Below are 18,308 nucleotides of genomic sequence, written 5' to 3'. Positions count from 1 at the left end.
CTTTGTTACAGTAAAAATATTTATGTTCCATAACTTAAATGTAGATATACGTTCAACTAGAGAAGGGAAGAAACACATGAATAATAAGAAAATATGCAGGTTGTTGTTAACGCTGCTCGTGATGGCAACTCTATTGTCAGCATGTAGTAGAACAACTTCTAGCAGTAATCCATTATCTTCGCGCCATAATATAGTAGACGATAAGCCACAAGCTGGTGGAGTAGTTACCTACGGATTCTCCTCACCATTTACGGGTTTGTTTGAGCCTGCTTTTTATGAAGGTGAAGATGATTTTCATGTGCTGGAATTTATTACTGAGCCGATGTTTCAGGTAAATGATGAACTAGTGACGGTTCCTAATATCGCCTCTTGGCAGGAATCTGATGATCATAAAGTATTTACCTTTAAAATTAAACCGGGAATCCGTTGGCATAACGGTGATGAATTAACGGTAGAGGATTGGAAATTCGCAATTGAAACTATTGCTAGTCCAGATTATACGGGCTCGCATTATTATAGTGTTGAAATGATTCAGGGTGCAGAGGCCTATCATGAGGGAGAAGCGAAGGGCATATCCGGATTGAAGGTTATAGATCCTTATACTTTGAAAATAACTGTAACTGCTGCACGGGTAAACACCATCGATAGTCTGTGGCCCTATCCGATGAATAAAAAATACTATACTGGAATTGCTGTTAAAGATATGCCTGAAAGTGACCAGATGCGAAAATCTCCTATAGGTATTGGCCCTTTTGAGGTTGAACATATTCAGCCTGGCCAGAGGGTAGAAATGAAACGTTTTGATCAATACTACAAGGGCAAAGCGCTATTGGATGGGATAGTGTATAAGGCATTTGACGATAAGGAAGTGGCTGAGCGCTTTCAAACAGGAGAGATTGATATAGAGTCAGCCCCTCGGGATGCTTATGATGATCTAAAAGAACTGGAGAATATAAACATCCTGCAAACTGCTGAGCTAGGCTATGAATATATAGGTTTTAAATTCGGGCATTGGGATACGGAAACCGAGACCATCGTAATGGATAACCCTAAATTTGAAGACAAAAGATTACGGCAAGCTATGTATTATGCTTTAGATCGTGAAGGGATCATCAAAGCATATTCCCACGGTCTAGCTGAGCCTGTAGAGACTCCAATATCTAGCGCTAGCTGGGCGAAGATCCCTGATACTGAGATTAATGCTTATCTGTATAATCCTACAAAGGCCAAGGAACTGCTGGATGCTGCTGGGTTCTTGGATCTAGACGGTGACGGATTACGGGAAGACCCAAAGGGCCAGAAGCTGATGATCCATTTTGATTCTATGCTAGGCAGTCAAACAGCAGAGCTACGTACTAATGCCATTTTAAGAAATTGGCGTGATGTTGGACTCGATGTACAGCTGAACGGTGGAGCCTTAAAGGAATTCCATGTTTTCTACGATGCAGTGGAAGCCGATGATCCGTCTATCGAACTATTTTACGGAGTATGGGGGTTAGCGAGTGATCCCGATCCAACAGGTCTATGGAGAGAAAATGATCTATGGAACTATCCCCGTTGGTCTTCCGAGCGGAATGAAGAGCTGATTCGTGAAGGCGTAAGTATGAAGGCATACGATATGGATTATCGTAAAGAAATATACTATGAGTGGCAGAAGCTGGTTAATGAAGAGGTGCCTATGATCTTTTTTGCCGAACGAAAAGCGATAGTTCCAGTAAATAAGCGCCTACAGGGCGTTCGCGTGAATTCAATGAGTACGATTATTGACCCTTATAAATGGTGGATTAAGGAAGAGGACGAAAAATAAAATAATAATTTTTTGTGAAAAGTGAAATCAAATTGTAGTTTCATTCGTCATATATAGTATGGAGGATGACGACGATGAAGAGACGGATAGTAGTGGGGGCAATCGCAGCTGTATTAGTCGTTGTCTTAATTGCGGTATGGAGGCCAACTGGGCTTGGTTTTAAACCGAATATTGACGCGGAATCAGCAGTGCTTCTAGATATGGATACCGGAGATATATGGGTGGATATTAATGGTGATGTACCCATGCCACCGGCCAGTGTATCTAAATTAATGACAGAAATGATTGTGCTGGATCAAATCTCCTCTGGAATGATTAGATGGGAGGATAGAGTCCCAATTAGTGCCTATGCAAGTAAAATGGGCGGCACAAGTCTCTCATTGAAGCGGGGAGAATTCTATACTATAAGAGAATTATTCGAAGGAGTCACTATTTATTCTGCCAACGATGCTACTGTTGCATTGGCTGAGTATATGGCTGGTTCAGAAGCCTCTTTTGTGCTCATGATGAACGACAAGGCACATAGTCTAGGCTTATCTTCTCGTACAATATTTACTAATGCAACGGGCCTATCAGGTAAGGATCTTGGTTTCACTGATCCGAATATGCATATCAGCGGTGAGACTATGATGACAGCTCGTGATACCGCTAAATTGGCTGCCGCACTAATCTATCATCATCCGGATATTCTCAATATTTCCAGCCGTACACAAATGCATTTGAAGAATAAGGGGCTATATGTAAGTAATAGCAATTTCATGTTGCCAGCTATGGGTGGCATTTACGCTTATGAGGGTACAGATGGTTTAAAGACTGGACATAATAACCGGGCAGGATACTGTATTGCAGGCTCGGCTCAGCGGGATGGGCATAGGCTTATTGCAGTCGTTATGGGGGCAAAGACTTATGAGAGCCGATTTGAAGGGGCAGCAAAATTATTTGATTACGGATTTTTCCGTGGTTTACAATCCGGAGATCGGGTTAAACATATGATGAATCCGCTCAGAATTAGGAACTAAAGTCGGAGCGCCATACCAGTATTTATTACTTGGTTTGGTGCTTTTTCCCTATTCATGTCGTTATTTGTGGTTTCTTTTTATCCATTTAGTGATTACAATAGAAATATTGTTTTAGTCCACATTATTTTAGAACAGCAAAAAACTTTTTTTTCTATAATTTTGAATGACCTGAATTTCTTGAAAGGGGGGACAATAAGATAATGGAATAAGGTCAGTTGATCGCCGTGAGAAATAAAGTCATGACTGCCTGATAAAGATTCAGGAAGCATTATATATATGGCAAGCAATTATTCTACAATAAAGAAGGAATCAAAAATGAAGGAATCAAAGATGAAAAAAATAAAGAAAAGATATATCGCCCTCATTGTTCTTGTTGTTATTATAGCGGGAGGCTTTCTGTTTCGTAATTCCCTGGCTGTATTAGCCTTCGACCTCTTTTTGTCTGATCGGGTTGAAACTAAGCTAAAGGAAGAATCTTACCAGCCGCTTAAGGATGATAATAAGGTTAAGCCAGAACCGGTTGTGTACAAGAGCGATCCGTTCTCAATTATGTTGCTAGGTACCGATCAACGTGATAATGAAACGGCACGTTCAGATACCATGATGTACGCTGTTGTTCGGCCTGAGGACTATAAGATCCTGCTCATTTCTATTCCGCGTGATACGTATACGGAAATTATAGGTCATAAGGATAATAAAAAGGATAAGATTACACATGCCTATGCTTTTGGGGGGCAACAGATGGCCAAGGATTCTCTAGAAGCTCTGCTTGGTCATGATATTCAATATTATGCGACAATAAATTTCCAAGGACTCAAGGATGCTGTAGATGCTATTGGAGGCGTTCCGCTGCCGATTAAGAAAGACATTGTGAACAAGGGTAAGGATCATGAAAAGTTTACAATTGAAGCTGGAAAGTCGCTTTATAACGGACAAGAAGCACTGAACTATACGCGTTATCGTGAGGATAGTGACTTTAACCGTACCAAACGCCAACAGGTTTTTATTGATGTTGTAGCGAATAAAATGTTATCGATCAGTCAAATTGGCAACATTCCGAAGTTGCTGGATATTATGGGAGATAATTTCAAAACCGATATAGAGCCTTCGATGATCATTAGTCTAGCCAAAAAATTCATGGGCGGAAAAGGCATGGATATCTCAAGCTTCACAGTTATGGGTGAAGGTAAACGTATGGATGGTGTTTACTATGATATCGTTGATGAAGAGGATTTGAGTGAAGCTAAGGCGATGATCGACAACTGGATGAGTGCAGCAACACCTGTAGATCAACTAATTGAGCCGGGAAAAGCAAGTAATGCACTGGAGCCTAAATCAACAGCAGTTACGCAATAATTCTAAAGTGGAGTTCAAACTCATATAATTAATTGCAGCAGCCATTCACATTCTTATGGCTGCTGCTTACTGTCTTCATGCTATAATGTATTGGAACGATTATTAAGCTGCCACGTATTAATAATTTTGCATGGTAGTAAAAGGAAGTTAAAGAACCGTAATTCCTTCGGAACTCTTTGAGGAGGATCAAGAGATGAATATTGCATTTTTTTTACTTCCGAAACAGGAAGTCGCTTGCGTAACGATCGATTCAACGCTACGCCAAACGTTGGAGAGGATGGAGTATCACCGTTATACTGCTGTCCCTATTTTGAACCGAAATGGAGAATACGCTGGTACGGTTACAGAGGGTGATCTGCTCTGGTATATGAAGGAATCCGAGGGCAAGGTTACTTTCGAGAACGCTTCAAAATTCTTGCTTAAAGATTTGCCGTTGAGGATGAATAACAGACCTGTCTCGATTGATGCGGATATGGAAGATCTGATTAATTTGGCTAAGGTACAGAACTTTGTTCCTGTAGTCGATGATATGAACCGGTTTATTGGCATCGTTCGCCGGAGTCAAGTCATAGAATATTGTGAGAAATTTGTATCAAAACAATCTCAAGAGTCATTATAGCCCAATTTATTCGCGGTAATAGAAGCAATCGGAACAAGGCCTGTATTTCCGGCGATAACGGAAAGCAGGTCTTTTTTAAAAATGTAAGAAGTACTAGTTCATCCCTTGTTGAAGCATACTTAAGGTGCGTGGGGCGCCCTTGTGTGACACGGAATTTTTTATGCTATAATGGAGAATAAAGCTTTTTGCCGGAGGTAGAGAGACGTGTCCAATGTGCCGAAGGATCTGGATGTCGCTAAACGCGCCAAGGTAATTGAATGGTTAAAAACAGAAGTGATTGACCAAGTTTCACGGTTATTTAAAGCGTTATGGGAAGGCAGTACTACCCGTGTGGGCGACAGCCTGGCTAGTTTGATTATGAGCTCTTATATTTTGGGCCGCAGACTAGGGATTCCCTATCGTCAATTAGATGACTTGCTACTCGAGAAGCTCAGAAAGCATAAGCAGGAAGGGCATCAACTGGAAGAATGGTATCAAGATATATCTGCTTTAGAAGAACATATGCGTAAGAGGTGAATACTGTTGAAATTTCGCTGGTCATCTGTGGCTTGGAGCGTAGTATATTTACTTTTGCTGCTTAGTTTAACGACTCCACTGCTCATCATCACTACCCTATTTATGATTGTTCCGGCAGTAGTGTTATTCACTACGCTGAACACCAAACAATTCGTTATACACGTATTGCCGGTGTTGCTGATTGTTGGTCTGATTACACCTATTTATGTGCTGATCGCGGCGTATTTCTTAATACCTGCTCTGGTAATGGGACGTTGGTATAAAAGACATGCTTCAGCAGTATCTACCGTGATTGCAGGTACGGTTACGATTCTTGGAGAATTCCTGTTACTCTTATTACTCGGTACGGCGTTATTTAACTTTGATTTGTCTAACTATGTGAACGATGTGCTGCAGATGGTTAACTCACCTCTGTCTGATCTTGGTACTGCTAATCCACTGTTTACTGATCTTGGATTTACGACTGAGGATGTAAACAAGCTAAGTCATATGACGGTTCAAATGATCCCAATGACTCTAATCGTAAGCTCTTTTATGATAGCTGTCATTACGCATTCTATTGTTCGTCCGATTCTGAACAGTATGAATTATGCAGTGCCTAAGATGAAGCCTGCTCGTGAATGGAGACTTTCGAGATCGTTTATTTGGTATTATTTGATTGGTGTGGTTCTTCAGCTCTTCTTCTCAGGATCAGAGAATAATTACATCCTCATGATTTCTGCCAATCTACTGCCGTTGCTACGAATTGGCTTTATGATTCAGGCGATTGGATTTTTCTTCTTTCTGGCGCATGAACGCAAATGGAACAAGATGGTTGCCATTCTGCTAGCAATACCGGTCATTTTGCTGCCGCCGCTACGCATTATCGGTATTATTGATCTTGCTTTCCCACTGCGGGAGTATGTGACGAAATCGAAACGATAGGGTGAGAGTTCATGCCTAAATTTCTGCAAAGACGCTGGCACGGCTATCATACCGTATGGGCGTTCATGCTGCTGTTGGCCCTTATTATAATTGTTAGTATTTATAACTGGGCTCTTGGGGTCGTTAGCCTGTTTCTGGCAGGTACATTATGCTTCTATATGCTGAAGACGGAAATTTCGTTCCGCCGTAATCTGGTGGAATATATTAATGGATTAACTTTTCGTATTAAGCGAGTGGAGGGAGAAGCAGTGAGTATGCTGCCCCTCGGAATCATTCTGTTTAGCGAAGATCGAACAGTAGAATGGAATAACCGCTATGCTGGTGATATTTTTGCGCGCAAGTCTTTAGTTGGGGAACCGCTACTGGAATTGCTGCCGGATATGCAGTCTTTTTTTACGACGAATGTATCGGGAAAACGGGATGTTCACAAAGATGGCGTATTGCATGACACTCGCCTTGAGCTCACTGTGGATGAACGATTTTATCAAGCTGTCATTATTCCAAGTGAACGTATTCTTTACATGTATGATATCACTGAGCTTGTGGTGCTACGTGAACGTTATGAGGATGAGAAGCTGGCGATTGGCATAGTGATGATGGATAATCTAGATGAATCTGCTCAAGGAATGGATGATCAACAGCGTACTTCTCTGATCGCTAAGGTAGCGAGTGAGATCACCGAATGGAGTAAACAGTTTGATGTTTACCTGCGTCGTCTGTCGTCTGAGCGTTATCTAATGCTACTTAATCATCGTAGTCTGCAAGCACTGGAAGAAAGTCGATTCGTTATTCTCGATGAGATTAGGGAAATGACGGCCGACCTTAAAGTGCCTATGACACTAAGTATTGGTATGGCATTTGGAGCGGACTCTGCAAGCGAGCTAGGTGCCTTAGCACAATCCAGTTTGGATATGGCGCTCGGCCGAGGTGGAGATCAGGCTGCTGTAAAAGCAGGCCAGAGGTTGTCTTTCTACGGTGGAAAGAGTAATGCTGCGGAGAAGCGTACACGAGTGCGGGCAAGAGTCATTGCGCATGCGCTGCGTGATTTAATGCAGGAGAGCGACCGTGTGCTGATCCTCGGCCACCGAACACCAGATATCGATGCTGTTGGTGCTGCGATTGGCCTTCTAAGAGCCGCACAGATGTATAATGTAGAGGCTAGCATTGTGATGGAGACTCCTAATCCTTCCATAACGAACATGATGGAGCAGATTCGGAAAGATGATGAATTGTTTAAGTCGTTCATCACAACGGAGCAGTCTTTACAAGTGATGACGGAGCATACACTGCTTATTGTTGTAGATACCCATAAGGCATCTATGACAATGGAACCGCGGCTTGTGCAATATGCGAGTAGAATTGTGGTCGTGGATCATCACCGTAGAGGTGAAGAGTTCATCAACGATGCTGTACTTGTCTATTTAGAGCCTTATGCTTCATCAACCTGTGAGCTGGTGACAGAGTTGCTTCAATATATCCATGAGAAGGTAAAGATTAGTCCATTGGATGCTACAATGCTCTTAGCGGGAATTACTGTAGATACGAAGCACTTTGCACTGCATACAGGCTCACGTACATTTGAAGCTGCAGGGTTTCTGCGCCGAAATGGTGCGGATACCGTTCTTATTCAGCGTATGCTGAAAGAGGATTTACAGGAGTATATTTCAAAAGCCGAAATTATCAAACATGCGCGTATGATTTATGATCAAATCGCCTTGGTCGTTACGGCACCAGGTATGAAGATTCCACAGCTACTTATCGCTCAGACTGCGGATACATTACTTGGGATGACGAACGTAGTCGCTTCATTTGTCATTAGTGAGCGACCAGACGGCCTGATAAGCATTAGTGCTCGATCACTTGGGCGTATGAATGTACAGGTCGTGATGGAAAAAATGGGTGGCGGTGGGCATCTATCGAACGCCGCGGTACAGCTAGAAGGAACATGTAAAGAAGCAGAAGCCAGACTGCTGCAAGTGCTGGCTGAAATCGAATCGAAAGAGGGTTTATTCGAATGAAGGTCATTTTCATAAAAGATGTTAAGGGTCAAGGTAAAAAAGGTCAGGTTAAAGAGGTATCCGAAGGTTATGCTTCGAACTTCCTATTACCACGTGGATTAGTTCGTCCGGCAACGGAAGGCAATGTGAAGACGCTTGAGAATCAAGCAGCTGCTGAACAACGCCGTAAAGATAACGAAAAAGAAGAAGCTCAGCAACTGGGCAAGAAGATAGATGAGCTTACTCTTACTATGAAAGCAAAAGCAGGTGAAGGCGGCCGTCTATTCGGCGCAATCACGAGCAAACAAATTGCTGAAACGCTAGCTTCCACTCAAAGCATTTCCATCGATAAGCGCAAGATTGAGCTAGGAGAGCCGATTCGTCATTTGGGAGTGTTTCAAGTAAGTATAAAACTACACACTGAAGTAAAGGCTACCCTTAAGGTTCAGGTAACGGAGGAGTAACATGGGTGGAGATCTCTTTTTCGATCGGGTTCCCCCGCAGAATCTTGAGGCGGAGCAAGCGGTAATTGGTGCTGTTCTGTTGCAGGATGAAGCGCTCATTACTGCAATGGAACGGGTGAATACCGAAGACTTCTACGATAAAGCGCATCAAATGATTTTTGAGGCGATGGTGCAGCTCGGAGAAGAGAGCCAGCCGATTGATCTTGTTACGCTTACTTCTAGACTGCAGGACAAGGGAGAACTCGAAGATATTGGTGGTGTAAGCTACCTAGCTAAGCTGGCGCATGCTGTGCCTACTGCGGCTAACGTAGAATACTACGCGCAGATTATTGAAGAAAAGGCTATGTTACGGCGTTTGATTCGTACAGCGACGCAAATCGTAAGCGAGGGTTACACCGGCGGTGAAGATGTAGCCGATATGCTGAGTGATGCAGAACGGCGAATTCTTGAAATCTCTAACCGGCGTAGCGGCAGTGGATTTATCGCAATCCGCGATGTTTTGATGGAAGTATTTGATAAGGTTGAACTCCTCCATCAGAATAAAGATAAGGGCGGCATGTCAGGTATTCCAACGGGATTTGTGGATTTAGACCATATGACTAATGGATTCCAGCGCAATGATTTAATTATTGTTGCAGCCCGTCCTTCTGTAGGTAAGACAGCATTCGCGCTAAATATTGCTCAGAATGTGGCTGTACGTGCCAAAGAGACGGTTGCCATATTTAGTCTGGAAATGTCTGCGCCGCAGCTAGTACAGCGGATGATTTGTGCCGAAGCTAATCTGGATGCGAATACTATGCGTACCGGTGACTTTAAGAGTGATGATGATTGGTCGAAGCTGACTATGGGCATTCAGTCCCTATCGGAGGCGGAGATTTATATCGATGATACAGCAGGGATTACTGTAACGGATATTCGTGCGAAATGCCGGAGGCTCAAGAAGGAAAAGGGCCTGGGGATGATCGTCATTGACTACTTGCAGCTCATTCAGGGCCGCGGTAAAGGCGGGGAAAACCGTCAACAGGAAGTATCGGATATATCCCGTACATTGAAGCAGATCGCTCGTGAATTGGACGTGCCGGTTATCGCCCTGTCGCAGCTTAGCCGGGGTGTGGAACAACGTCAGGATAAACGACCGATGATGAGTGACTTGCGTGAATCCGGTTCTATCGAGCAGGATGCCGACATTGTTGCGTTCTTGTATCGTGACGACTATTACAATCAGGACACTGAGAAGAAAAATATTATTGAAATTATTATAGCTAAACAGCGTAATGGTCCCGTTGGGACAGTAGAGCTTGTCTTCCTCAAAAACTTCAACAAGTTCGTTAACTACGAGCGAGCACATGCAGAACCATTTGCTGGGTAACCTGTCATGTATGATATCCGAACGATTGCACATTTCTTTGTGTAATCGTTCGTTTTATTTGACTTTGAAAAAAACGGCTGTTACACTGAGTATTGTCCTTTAGTGGGTAAATCCGCTTGGAGTCCGGAGGGCTACGTACATAAGAATGACGTACAGGGCCCATATTTATGAAAAATAATGGTGCTTGCTAGCACCTACGGAGGAATGAACATGTCAACGGTAGTCGTCGTGGGAACACAATGGGGAGACGAAGGTAAAGGGAAAATCACTGACTTTCTAGCGGAAAGTGCAGATGTGGTTGCCCGTTATCAAGGGGGCAATAATGCCGGTCACACGATTCTGATTGACGGTGAGAAGTTTAAGCTCAGCTTAATCCCTTCTGGTGTATTTTATAAAGAAAAGACTTGTGTAATTGGTAACGGGATGGTTATTAATCCAGCTGCCTTGATCCAAGAAATTAATTATATTCACGAGAACGGCTTTGACACTAAAAACTTAGTGATCAGCGACCGGGCTCATGTTATTATGCCTTATCACATGGTACTGGATGCTCTGGAAGAAGACCGCAAGGGTCCGAACAAGATTGGTACAACACGCAAAGGCATTGGTCCATGTTACATGGATAAGGCTGCACGTAACGGTATCCGTATTGCTGACCTGATGGACGCTGAGGAATTCGAATTGAGACTTCGTCACTTGATGGAAGAGAAGAACCAAGTGATTACTCAAGTATATGGCGCGGAAGCTCTTGACGTTGAAGAGATTCTGACTCAGTACCTGGAATATGCGGAAGTGCTACGTAATTATGTGACAGATACGTCGGTCATTCTTAATGAAGCTATTGATGCAGACCGCAAAGTATTGTTTGAGGGCGCACAAGGGGTAATGCTTGATATCGATCAAGGTACGTATCCGTTTGTTACTTCTTCTAACCCTTCTGCAGGTGGCGTATGCATAGGTTCTGGTGTTGGACCTTCTAAGATTAAACAGGTTATCGGGGTTGCTAAAGCCTACACTACTCGTGTTGGAGATGGCCCGTTCCCTACAGAACTGAATGATGCAACTGGTGATTATATCCGTGAAACAGGTCATGAATATGGCACAGTTACAGGACGTGCTCGCCGTGTAGGTTGGTTTGACAGTGTTGTTGTAAGTCACGCTCGTCGTGTAAGTGGAATCACTGGCTTGTCTCTTAACTCGCTGGATGTGCTGAGTGGACTTGAGACTGTGAAGATCTGCACAGGCTACAAATACCGTGGTGAAGTAATCACGCATTACCCAGCTAGCCTTAAGATGCTTGCAGAGTGTGAAGCGGTATATGAGGAGCTTCCAGGTTGGAGCGAAGATATTACTTCTGCAAAAACATTGGACGATCTGCCAGCAAATACACGCAGATATGTTGAACGTGTATCTGAGCTTACAGGGATTCCGATCGCCATCTTCTCAGTAGGCCGTAACCGTGAGCAGACGAATCAAGTAATGCCAATTTATATCTAAATAAATTTAGTCATATATAAGGGACCTCGCGAGAGGTCTCTTTTTTATGTTTACTTTTATGCGTATGTTTCCCGAAGCCGGTTCTAGTCAATACTGGGAGTATAGAAAAACATGGAAAAAATATACCAGATAGACTTGAACATAGGTGAGAGGAGAGAAGAAATGAAGATCGTGAAGCGTGCACTGGGAGTATGTCTAATTGTAGTACTCGCAAGTACACTTTCTATTCTAACTACGGGCGTGGTTGTAAATGCTTATATTCAGTCGGTGCTGGCGAGCTTCGATATTAAAGTGGATAGTCCAGGCCCAGGTTTAGGTGGGATGGTCAAGAGCATTATTGGCATGGATAGCCAATCGGACTCCAATAAAGCGAATAAAGAAGCGACGACAACAGGCAGCGCGGTAAACAAGGATAAAGATAACAGTAAGGATACACCTGAAAAAGGGGAGCCGGTGGAGGAAAAAGCACCCGAGGATGCTTTACCGGTTATGGGCCAAGCCTCAAATGAGTCTTCTACTAACGAAAGCCAGAGTGGAATTTCAGAGGACCAGAAATTGGTAATGACACCTGAGGCAATAGGTGACTTAAAAGATAATCTCCCTTCGGCGGAGAAGGTAAATATATTCAATATCTTGATGTCCAAACTACCGCAGGATGAGATGCAGAAAATCTCCACGGCGATGGAGGATGGTCTAACGGAGGATGAGGTTAAGGAGCTGCAACAAGTCATTGCCAAATATGTTGATCGCGATGAATACGAGAGTATAATGAAAATGCTTACACCAACTACAGAAACTCTACAGCAGCCATAGTAATTGTCAATTTCTAGACACAAGAAAAAGGCTAAATTTTCATATTTGCGCAAAAAACCCGCGTATTTCGTGGGTTTTTTTATGTGTACAAAGTTGAAATTTTTCGCTCAGCTATGGTACATTAGACAAGGATGTTCAAAGGGTTAATTTTTTGTAACCAATTGTAACCTTTTTGAGGGTCCATTAGAAGCAGGAATTTAGAACTAGGATAAGCAGAAACATTCATGGTCGTAATCTATATAATCGAGATCGTACAACTAGCTTGGCCGTTCATATCAGATGACAGAGCGGACTGAAAGGGAGAGTTTCATGAAGGGATTTAAGTTCATGCGCCGGATGGGGAAACTGCGGAATAGTGACACAGCAGAATCCGGAGCAGATGTTCAGCAGAGCCACAATTTCGATCACGACTCCACACACTTTCATCAAGAAAAAGGGACTCGTAGATTCCGGCGTTCTTGGATTTTGGGAGCTGTTGGCCTAGTACTTCTAACCACTGTATTGATCGGTGCAGAGAAAAAGTATGTAGCAGCCAATACCGAAACCTACTATCAAGTGTTGGTGAAGGGTAAGGAGATCGGGAAGCTTAACGATCAGGCACAGCTTAATCAGCTGTATGATAAGAAGCAACAGGAATATCAGGACAAGTATCCAGATTCAACGATGGTGCTTCAGACAGAAGGCATTACAATTAAACAGGAGAAAGCGTACAAGCCGGAAGTTGATAGTGAAGCAACGCTTAATAAACTAGATGGAATGCTGAAGGCCTATGCCGTAGGTGTACAATTATTGGTAGATGGCAAGGTGGTTGGCATTGTTAAGGATCAAGAGACCGCAAATGCGGTGCTTGAAGGGGTAAAGAATCATTATGTTCCGCAAACTAAAGTAGCAACGGCTAGTAAGCTCACAAGAACAGCAGCCTCAAGTTCAAGTGCTGCGAAAGCAAAAGCTCCTAACCAAGTGGAGTCAGTCAAAATTAGTGAAGAAGTTGCTATTGTTCCAGTGAAGACAGATCCTAACAAAGTATTGGATGTCGAGGAAGCGGTCAAAACTCTTACCGAGGGTAAAGAAGCACCACTTCTTTATACCGTTCAAGAGGGCGATACGATTTCGGGGATTGCCAAACGGTTTGAAATTACGCAAAAAGAGATCTATAGTAACAACCCGGATGTGAAAGAGCTAACGTTGAAGATTGGAGATACACTGAAGCTGAAGGTACCACAGCCAGATGTTACAGTTGTTACTGTAGAGCAAGTGTCAGAGCAGGTGGTTACTGAGCCTGAAGTGATCGTGCGGAAAAGTGACCAGTTACCAGCAGGCAAAAGTAAGGTCGTTCGTCCAGGACAAACGGGCCTTAAAGAAATGCAGTATCGGTTAACAAAGAAAAACGGAATGGTCGTACAAGAAGAGTGGTTGGGTCAGACCGTTATTAAATCTTCTCTCCCTGAAGTGGTTTATCGGGGTACGAAGGTAGTTGGTGAAGGAACAGGCATGTTCAGTTGGCCAGTAAGCGGAGCAACCCTTACTAGTAGTTTCGGTGAGCGCTGGAGCCGTGCTCATAAGGGTCTAGATATGGTATCTGGCAACCGGAGCATTAAAGCCTCTGATGCCGGAACTGTAATCTTTGCTGGTGTGAAGAGTGGATATGGAAATGTGGTTATTGTGGATCACCGTAACGGATACGAAACCTATTATGGCCACTTAAACAGCATCTCCGTTTCTACGGGACAGCGTTTGGAGCAAGGCGCCAAAATTGGCGTAATGGGCAATACTGGACGCTCGACGGGAACACATCTGCATTTTGAGATTCGGAAGAATGGCACTGCGGTAAATCCAATGAAGTATTTGCGATAATTCATAGTTTAACCTCAACTGCTCGATTAAACTCGAGCGGTTTTATTTTTTTTAATATAGGAATGACGATATAGCTGTTTCTTTTTGCTGGGGAAGCCGATTCCTTATTTCGTAGGATGTGACGGTAAGACAGGTATGTTAAAATAAAGGAATGATCTTTAAGTAGGGATAGGAAGGTGAAGCTGAGACATGCAGATGGGAACGATTCTGGTAGTAGACGATGAACAGCCTATTGCTGATATATTGAAGTTTAATCTAGAAAAAGAAGGCTACGAGGTTATTTGTGCTTTTGATGGTAACAGTGCAGTAGAATTGGCATTGTCCAAAAAGCCTGATCTTATGCTGCTTGATCTTATGCTGCCTGGTAAGGACGGGATGGATGTTTGTCGTGAGGTTCGTTCTGCACATTTGGACATTCCTATCATTATGCTTACTGCCAAAGACGGAGAGATTGATAAGGTGCTTGGTCTAGAGCTTGGTGCGGATGACTATGTGACCAAACCTTTTAGTACACGTGAGCTACTCGCCAGAGTGAAGGCCCAAATGCGGAGACAGCACAAACCGTCACCGTCGGGAATGGCGAATGAACCTGCAGAGACCAGACAGGGTATATACCATTTTGATCTATTTATTGATACAGATATGTATCTGGTTTATAAGGGTGGGGAGCCGCTTGATTTGACCCATCGTGAATATGAGCTGCTCTACTATATGATTAAACATGCGGGTAAGGTGATGACCCGGGAGCATTTACTGCAGGCTGTGTGGGGATTCGAGTATTTCGGCGATGTGCGGACCGTAGACGTGACGATCCGTCGTCTAAGAGAGAAAATTGAGGAGAATCCCAGCAAGCCGGAATATATTTATACTCGGCGCGGACTTGGCTATTTGATGCATAGCCCTAAAAGCGGAGGACTGTGATGAAGTGGTGGTCCTTTTTCCGGACAATTCAGGCCAAGCTTATTATTATTTATGTGCTGCTGATTCTGATAGCTATGCAGTTAATTGGAGTCTATTTTGTCAGCTCGATGAAGAACTCGTTAACGGATAACTTCACGAAGGATCTTAAAGCACGTGCGGAGATGCTGTCCATCCTGACTGCTGATAAATTCGGTAGTGAGGCTGGTACCGTTGACGAGGAAACGGCTGTAGAAAGTCTGCGTGGTATGGTTAATAATCTTTACATTAACGGGGCCGAGATTCAGGTGCTTGATGCCAGCGGCAAAATCATCACCACCTCCGTGCCCTCACAGAATGACTATGTCGGACAGCGCAACACTCAGACCGTAGTCAATCGCGCCTTGCAGGGGATCAGTGATAATGAAGAATATATTATTGCTGATGATAATGTGCGGAAAAAGGTTGTGGCCAAGCCGGTACTTTCCGGTGACAAGGTAGTAGGTGCAATCTATATTGCTGCTGACATGAAAGATTTATATGCGACCATGGGCAGGATCAACAGTGTATTCATCTCTGGTTTGCTGTTAGCCTTGGGACTGACAGTTGTCCTATGTGTTATTCTTGCACACACCATTACGCAGCCGATTAAAGAAATGACTAGGCATGCAACAGCTGTTGCTGAAGGTCGGTTCAATCGAAAAATGCCCGTACTCGGCAACGATGAAATTGGACAACTCAGTCAGGCATTCAATTATATGACCGGCAGATTGCGTGAGGCGCTCTCTCAGAATGAGGAAGAGAAAGAGAAGCTTACCTCTATTCTGACGAATATGAGTGACGGTGTGGTAGCCACGGATGAGAATGGTGTAGTCATTCTTATGAACCTTCGAGCAGCACTTATGCTGGGAACAGAAGGTCCGTTGCCGGAAGGTGCCCCACTGGATAAATTGCTAGGTCTTGATTATGAGCAGAGTGGTTCCTTGGCTAAAGGAAATGCCCAGTCTGCAATGCTTCATCTGACACATATGGGTGGAGAAGATTCTAATATCGTGAGAGTTACGTTTACTCCGATTCATCGCCGTGAAGGTGGGATTGCCGGTACTATTGCCGTGCTGCAAGATGTAACTGAGCAAGAGAACCTGGAGGAATCACGCCGAGAGTTCGTCGCGAACGTTTCGCATGAGCTAAGAACACCACTTACAACGATTAAAAGCTATGTGGAGGCACTTGATGATGGAGCGCTTGAGGACCCGCAGTTAGCGGTTCGTTTTGTTGGGGTTATTCGTAACGAAACCGAGCGTATGATTCGTTTGGTTACGGATCTACTGCATCTGTCGCGTCTGGATTCCAAGGAGGCACTTCTCAGAATTCAGCAGACGGATATTACTGAAATGCTAGAGGATGTAGCAGACCGCTTTTCTTTTCAGATTCGGCAGAAGCGGATCGACATTAGTACAAGGGTCCGTAGGGATGTCAGCACAGCATGGCTCGATCGTGATCAAATCGATCAGGTCTTGGGGAATTTGGTCTCCAATGCATTAAAATATACGCCAGAAGGCGGTACGATTGAATTGGAAGCCTTGAAAAGTGAGGATGGAATGCTCTCCATTTCTGTACGTGATTCCGGGATTGGTATTCCGAAGAAAGACATCGAGCGGATCTTTGAACGTTTTTATCGGGTGGATAAGGCGCGTTCACGGAATATGGGAGGCACCGGACTTGGCCTTTCCATTGCCCGGGAAATTGTGAAAGCCCATGGAGGCTCTATTTCCCTGCAATCCGAGCTTAATGAAGGCTCTAAGGTAACCTTTACACTACCTCTGAATGCACAAAGGGGGAGTGAGGCATGAAGGAGAGATTGAAGTCATGGATTCTAGCCTTGCTCGTGCTGGGAAGTCTTGTTGAGAGTTACTATTTGATTTATCGCTTGCCTGGTGCAGACTCAGCGGTACTCTCCGAGAATCTATATGTGAAGACAGACAATATGGGACCGGAGGAAAAGGTCGAGAACCTGCTGTACCCTGATAAAATGATCATCCATATGGGCGATAACAAACATACGCTTTTTTATCCAGACTCAACGTTCTATAGTTTGATTATGAATCGGTTAAAAGGGCGTGGATTTGAAAGCTTCCAGCGGCACTCGGTACAGGATTATGATTGGGATAAGATTCGAAATGAGAATCCGGGGATTGAGCTTTCGTTCGGATCCGGCATTCCGGTAACGTTACTGCAGCGGGTTATGCAGCTGTCACCTGATTCCCTATTTGAAGGAGAAAGCATTGATCGCATTTGGATCTATAACATTAAGAATGACTCCAAAGCGCATGCCATTTTCTTCAGTACGAGGGGCGACATTATATATGAAGCGGCAAAAGCGGATTTAACTGTGCAAGACGTGCAGCAGCATGTGGATTTCGGCAAGAACTGGACGCCTTACAAGTCCGTAGATGGTGATTATTATGTGCCAGACAGCAAGATTTCTCTGGTTCAGGTTGAGATGCCTTCAGGCATGTATACCATAGAACAAATGCAGAACAATCTTTTCTTCGATGTTGGAAGCACTAGATATATTCGCGAGAAAAATGGCTCGGAGATTTATACGGATAGCAAACGGAGTCTTCAGGTCGATAAGGAACGGAATTGGATGAGCTATAGCGATCCTGCCGCACTTCCAGCCGGAGACAGTACACCTGCCAAGGATGCGCTTGAAGCTGTAGAATTTGTGAACCAACATGGTGGATGGAATGGAACCTATCGTCTTGAAGCCACCGAGGAGGGGAGACAGGAGAGAAAGGTCTCTTTTCAACAATATTATGGTTCCTATCCATATGGCTCCTATCCGATCATGAGTAACTCGCAGCTGCAGTATGGTGTAATTAATCTGGAATTGCAGCAAGGCACCGTATCCTCTTATGAACGCTCGTTAATCTATATTGATGAGAGTAAGGCAGAAAAGAAAATCGTAGAGCTATCTGGAGGCGTGGAGCTAGAGAATCAATTGTCTGCGGTTAGCAAAACTTCGGCAGTGAAGGATTTAACGCCTGCGTATGTACCTGTAGTGAAAGAAGAGAAGCTGCAACTACTTCCAGTCTGGAAGGTTACGCTTATTGACGGCAGCGTTCTTACATTAAATTAATGTACAAGTTGTTCATATAACATTTAGGAGGTAA

At 43.8% G+C, this 18,308-nt stretch carries 15 protein-coding genes; all 15 read left to right on the top strand.

The features are described 5' to 3' along the window. The first annotated feature begins 76 nt into the window (after positions 1–76). The 15 genes from opp4A to yycH all read left to right on the top strand — a co-directional run bounded on the left by opp4A (position 77) and on the right by yycH (position 18,274). Positions 77–1,807 carry an oligopeptide ABC transporter substrate-binding protein gene (gene opp4A / locus NSS87_RS30730; RefSeq protein ID WP_339244148.1) on the top strand — a complete coding sequence of 577 codons (1,731 nt, stop codon included), beginning with the start codon at positions 77–79 and terminating at the stop codon, positions 1,805–1,807. A 74-nt stretch (positions 1,808–1,881) separates the two neighbouring features. Continuing rightward, positions 1,882–2,826 (top strand): D-alanyl-D-alanine carboxypeptidase family protein, encoded by a 945-nt coding sequence (locus NSS87_RS30725; protein WP_339244147.1) that lies wholly within the window; start codon positions 1,882–1,884, stop codon positions 2,824–2,826. A gap of 315 nt (positions 2,827–3,141) precedes the next feature. Next, positions 3,142–4,182: an LCP family protein gene (locus NSS87_RS30720; RefSeq protein WP_179085792.1), complete on the top strand. Its 1,041-nt coding sequence runs from the start codon at positions 3,142–3,144 to the stop codon at positions 4,180–4,182. Between the two features lie 193 nt (positions 4,183–4,375). Next, a complete protein-coding gene (locus NSS87_RS30715; RefSeq protein ID WP_042193039.1) occupies positions 4,376–4,801 on the top strand; it encodes a CBS domain-containing protein in 426 nt (141 codons plus the stop codon). Positions 4,802–5,014: 213 nt separating this feature from the next. Next, positions 5,015–5,317 (top strand): MazG-like family protein, encoded by a 303-nt coding sequence (locus tag NSS87_RS30710; protein WP_170880353.1) that lies wholly within the window; start codon positions 5,015–5,017, stop codon positions 5,315–5,317. Between the two features lie 6 nt (positions 5,318–5,323). Then, positions 5,324–6,241, top strand: a complete 918-nt coding sequence (locus NSS87_RS30705) for a DUF2232 domain-containing protein (protein ID WP_042193038.1) — start codon at positions 5,324–5,326, stop codon at positions 6,239–6,241. Positions 6,242–6,252: 11 nt separating this feature from the next. Further along, entirely contained in the window at positions 6,253–8,259 is a 2,007-nt protein-coding gene (locus NSS87_RS30700; protein ID WP_339244144.1) for a DHH family phosphoesterase, read from the top strand. Further along, positions 8,256–8,702, top strand: a complete 447-nt coding sequence (gene rplI, locus NSS87_RS30695; protein ID WP_042193036.1) for a 50S ribosomal protein L9 — start codon at positions 8,256–8,258, stop codon at positions 8,700–8,702. Before NSS87_RS30700 ends, rplI begins: the two co-directional genes overlap by 4 nt. Before the next feature lies 1 nt (position 8,703). Further along, entirely contained in the window at positions 8,704–10,071 is a 1,368-nt protein-coding gene (gene dnaB, locus NSS87_RS30690) for a replicative DNA helicase (RefSeq protein WP_042131710.1), read from the top strand. A 210-nt stretch (positions 10,072–10,281) separates the two neighbouring features. Continuing rightward, a complete protein-coding gene (locus NSS87_RS30685) occupies positions 10,282–11,568 on the top strand; it encodes an adenylosuccinate synthase (protein ID WP_042193035.1) in 1,287 nt (428 codons plus the stop codon). Between the two features lie 162 nt (positions 11,569–11,730). Beyond that, positions 11,731–12,381 (top strand): hypothetical protein, encoded by a 651-nt coding sequence (locus tag NSS87_RS30680; protein ID WP_339244141.1) that lies wholly within the window; start codon positions 11,731–11,733, stop codon positions 12,379–12,381. A gap of 309 nt (positions 12,382–12,690) precedes the next feature. Further along, on the top strand, positions 12,691–14,235 hold the full coding sequence (locus NSS87_RS30675; protein WP_339244140.1) for a M23 family metallopeptidase: 1,545 nt from the start codon (positions 12,691–12,693) through the stop codon (positions 14,233–14,235). Between the two features lie 189 nt (positions 14,236–14,424). Then, on the top strand, positions 14,425–15,156 hold the full coding sequence (gene yycF, locus NSS87_RS30670; RefSeq protein ID WP_339244138.1) for a response regulator YycF: 732 nt from the start codon (positions 14,425–14,427) through the stop codon (positions 15,154–15,156). After that, entirely contained in the window at positions 15,156–16,985 is a 1,830-nt protein-coding gene (gene walK, locus NSS87_RS30665) for a cell wall metabolism sensor histidine kinase WalK (RefSeq protein WP_042193031.1), read from the top strand. Before yycF ends, walK begins: the two co-directional genes overlap by 1 nt. Then, complete coding sequence (yycH, locus tag NSS87_RS30660; RefSeq protein ID WP_042193030.1) at positions 16,982–18,274, top strand: two-component system activity regulator YycH; 1,293 nt, start codon at positions 16,982–16,984, stop codon at positions 18,272–18,274. The genes walK and yycH overlap by 4 nt, the downstream gene beginning before the upstream one ends. Positions 18,275–18,308 lie beyond the last annotated feature (34 nt).

Origin of the sequence: Paenibacillus sp. FSL F4-0243 (assembly GCF_037963295.1) — a bacterium.
Classification (GTDB): domain Bacteria; phylum Bacillota; class Bacilli; order Paenibacillales; family Paenibacillaceae; genus Paenibacillus_AQ.
Note: the sequence above shows the minus strand (reverse complement) of the source record. Positions and strands in the feature narration are given on the sequence as shown.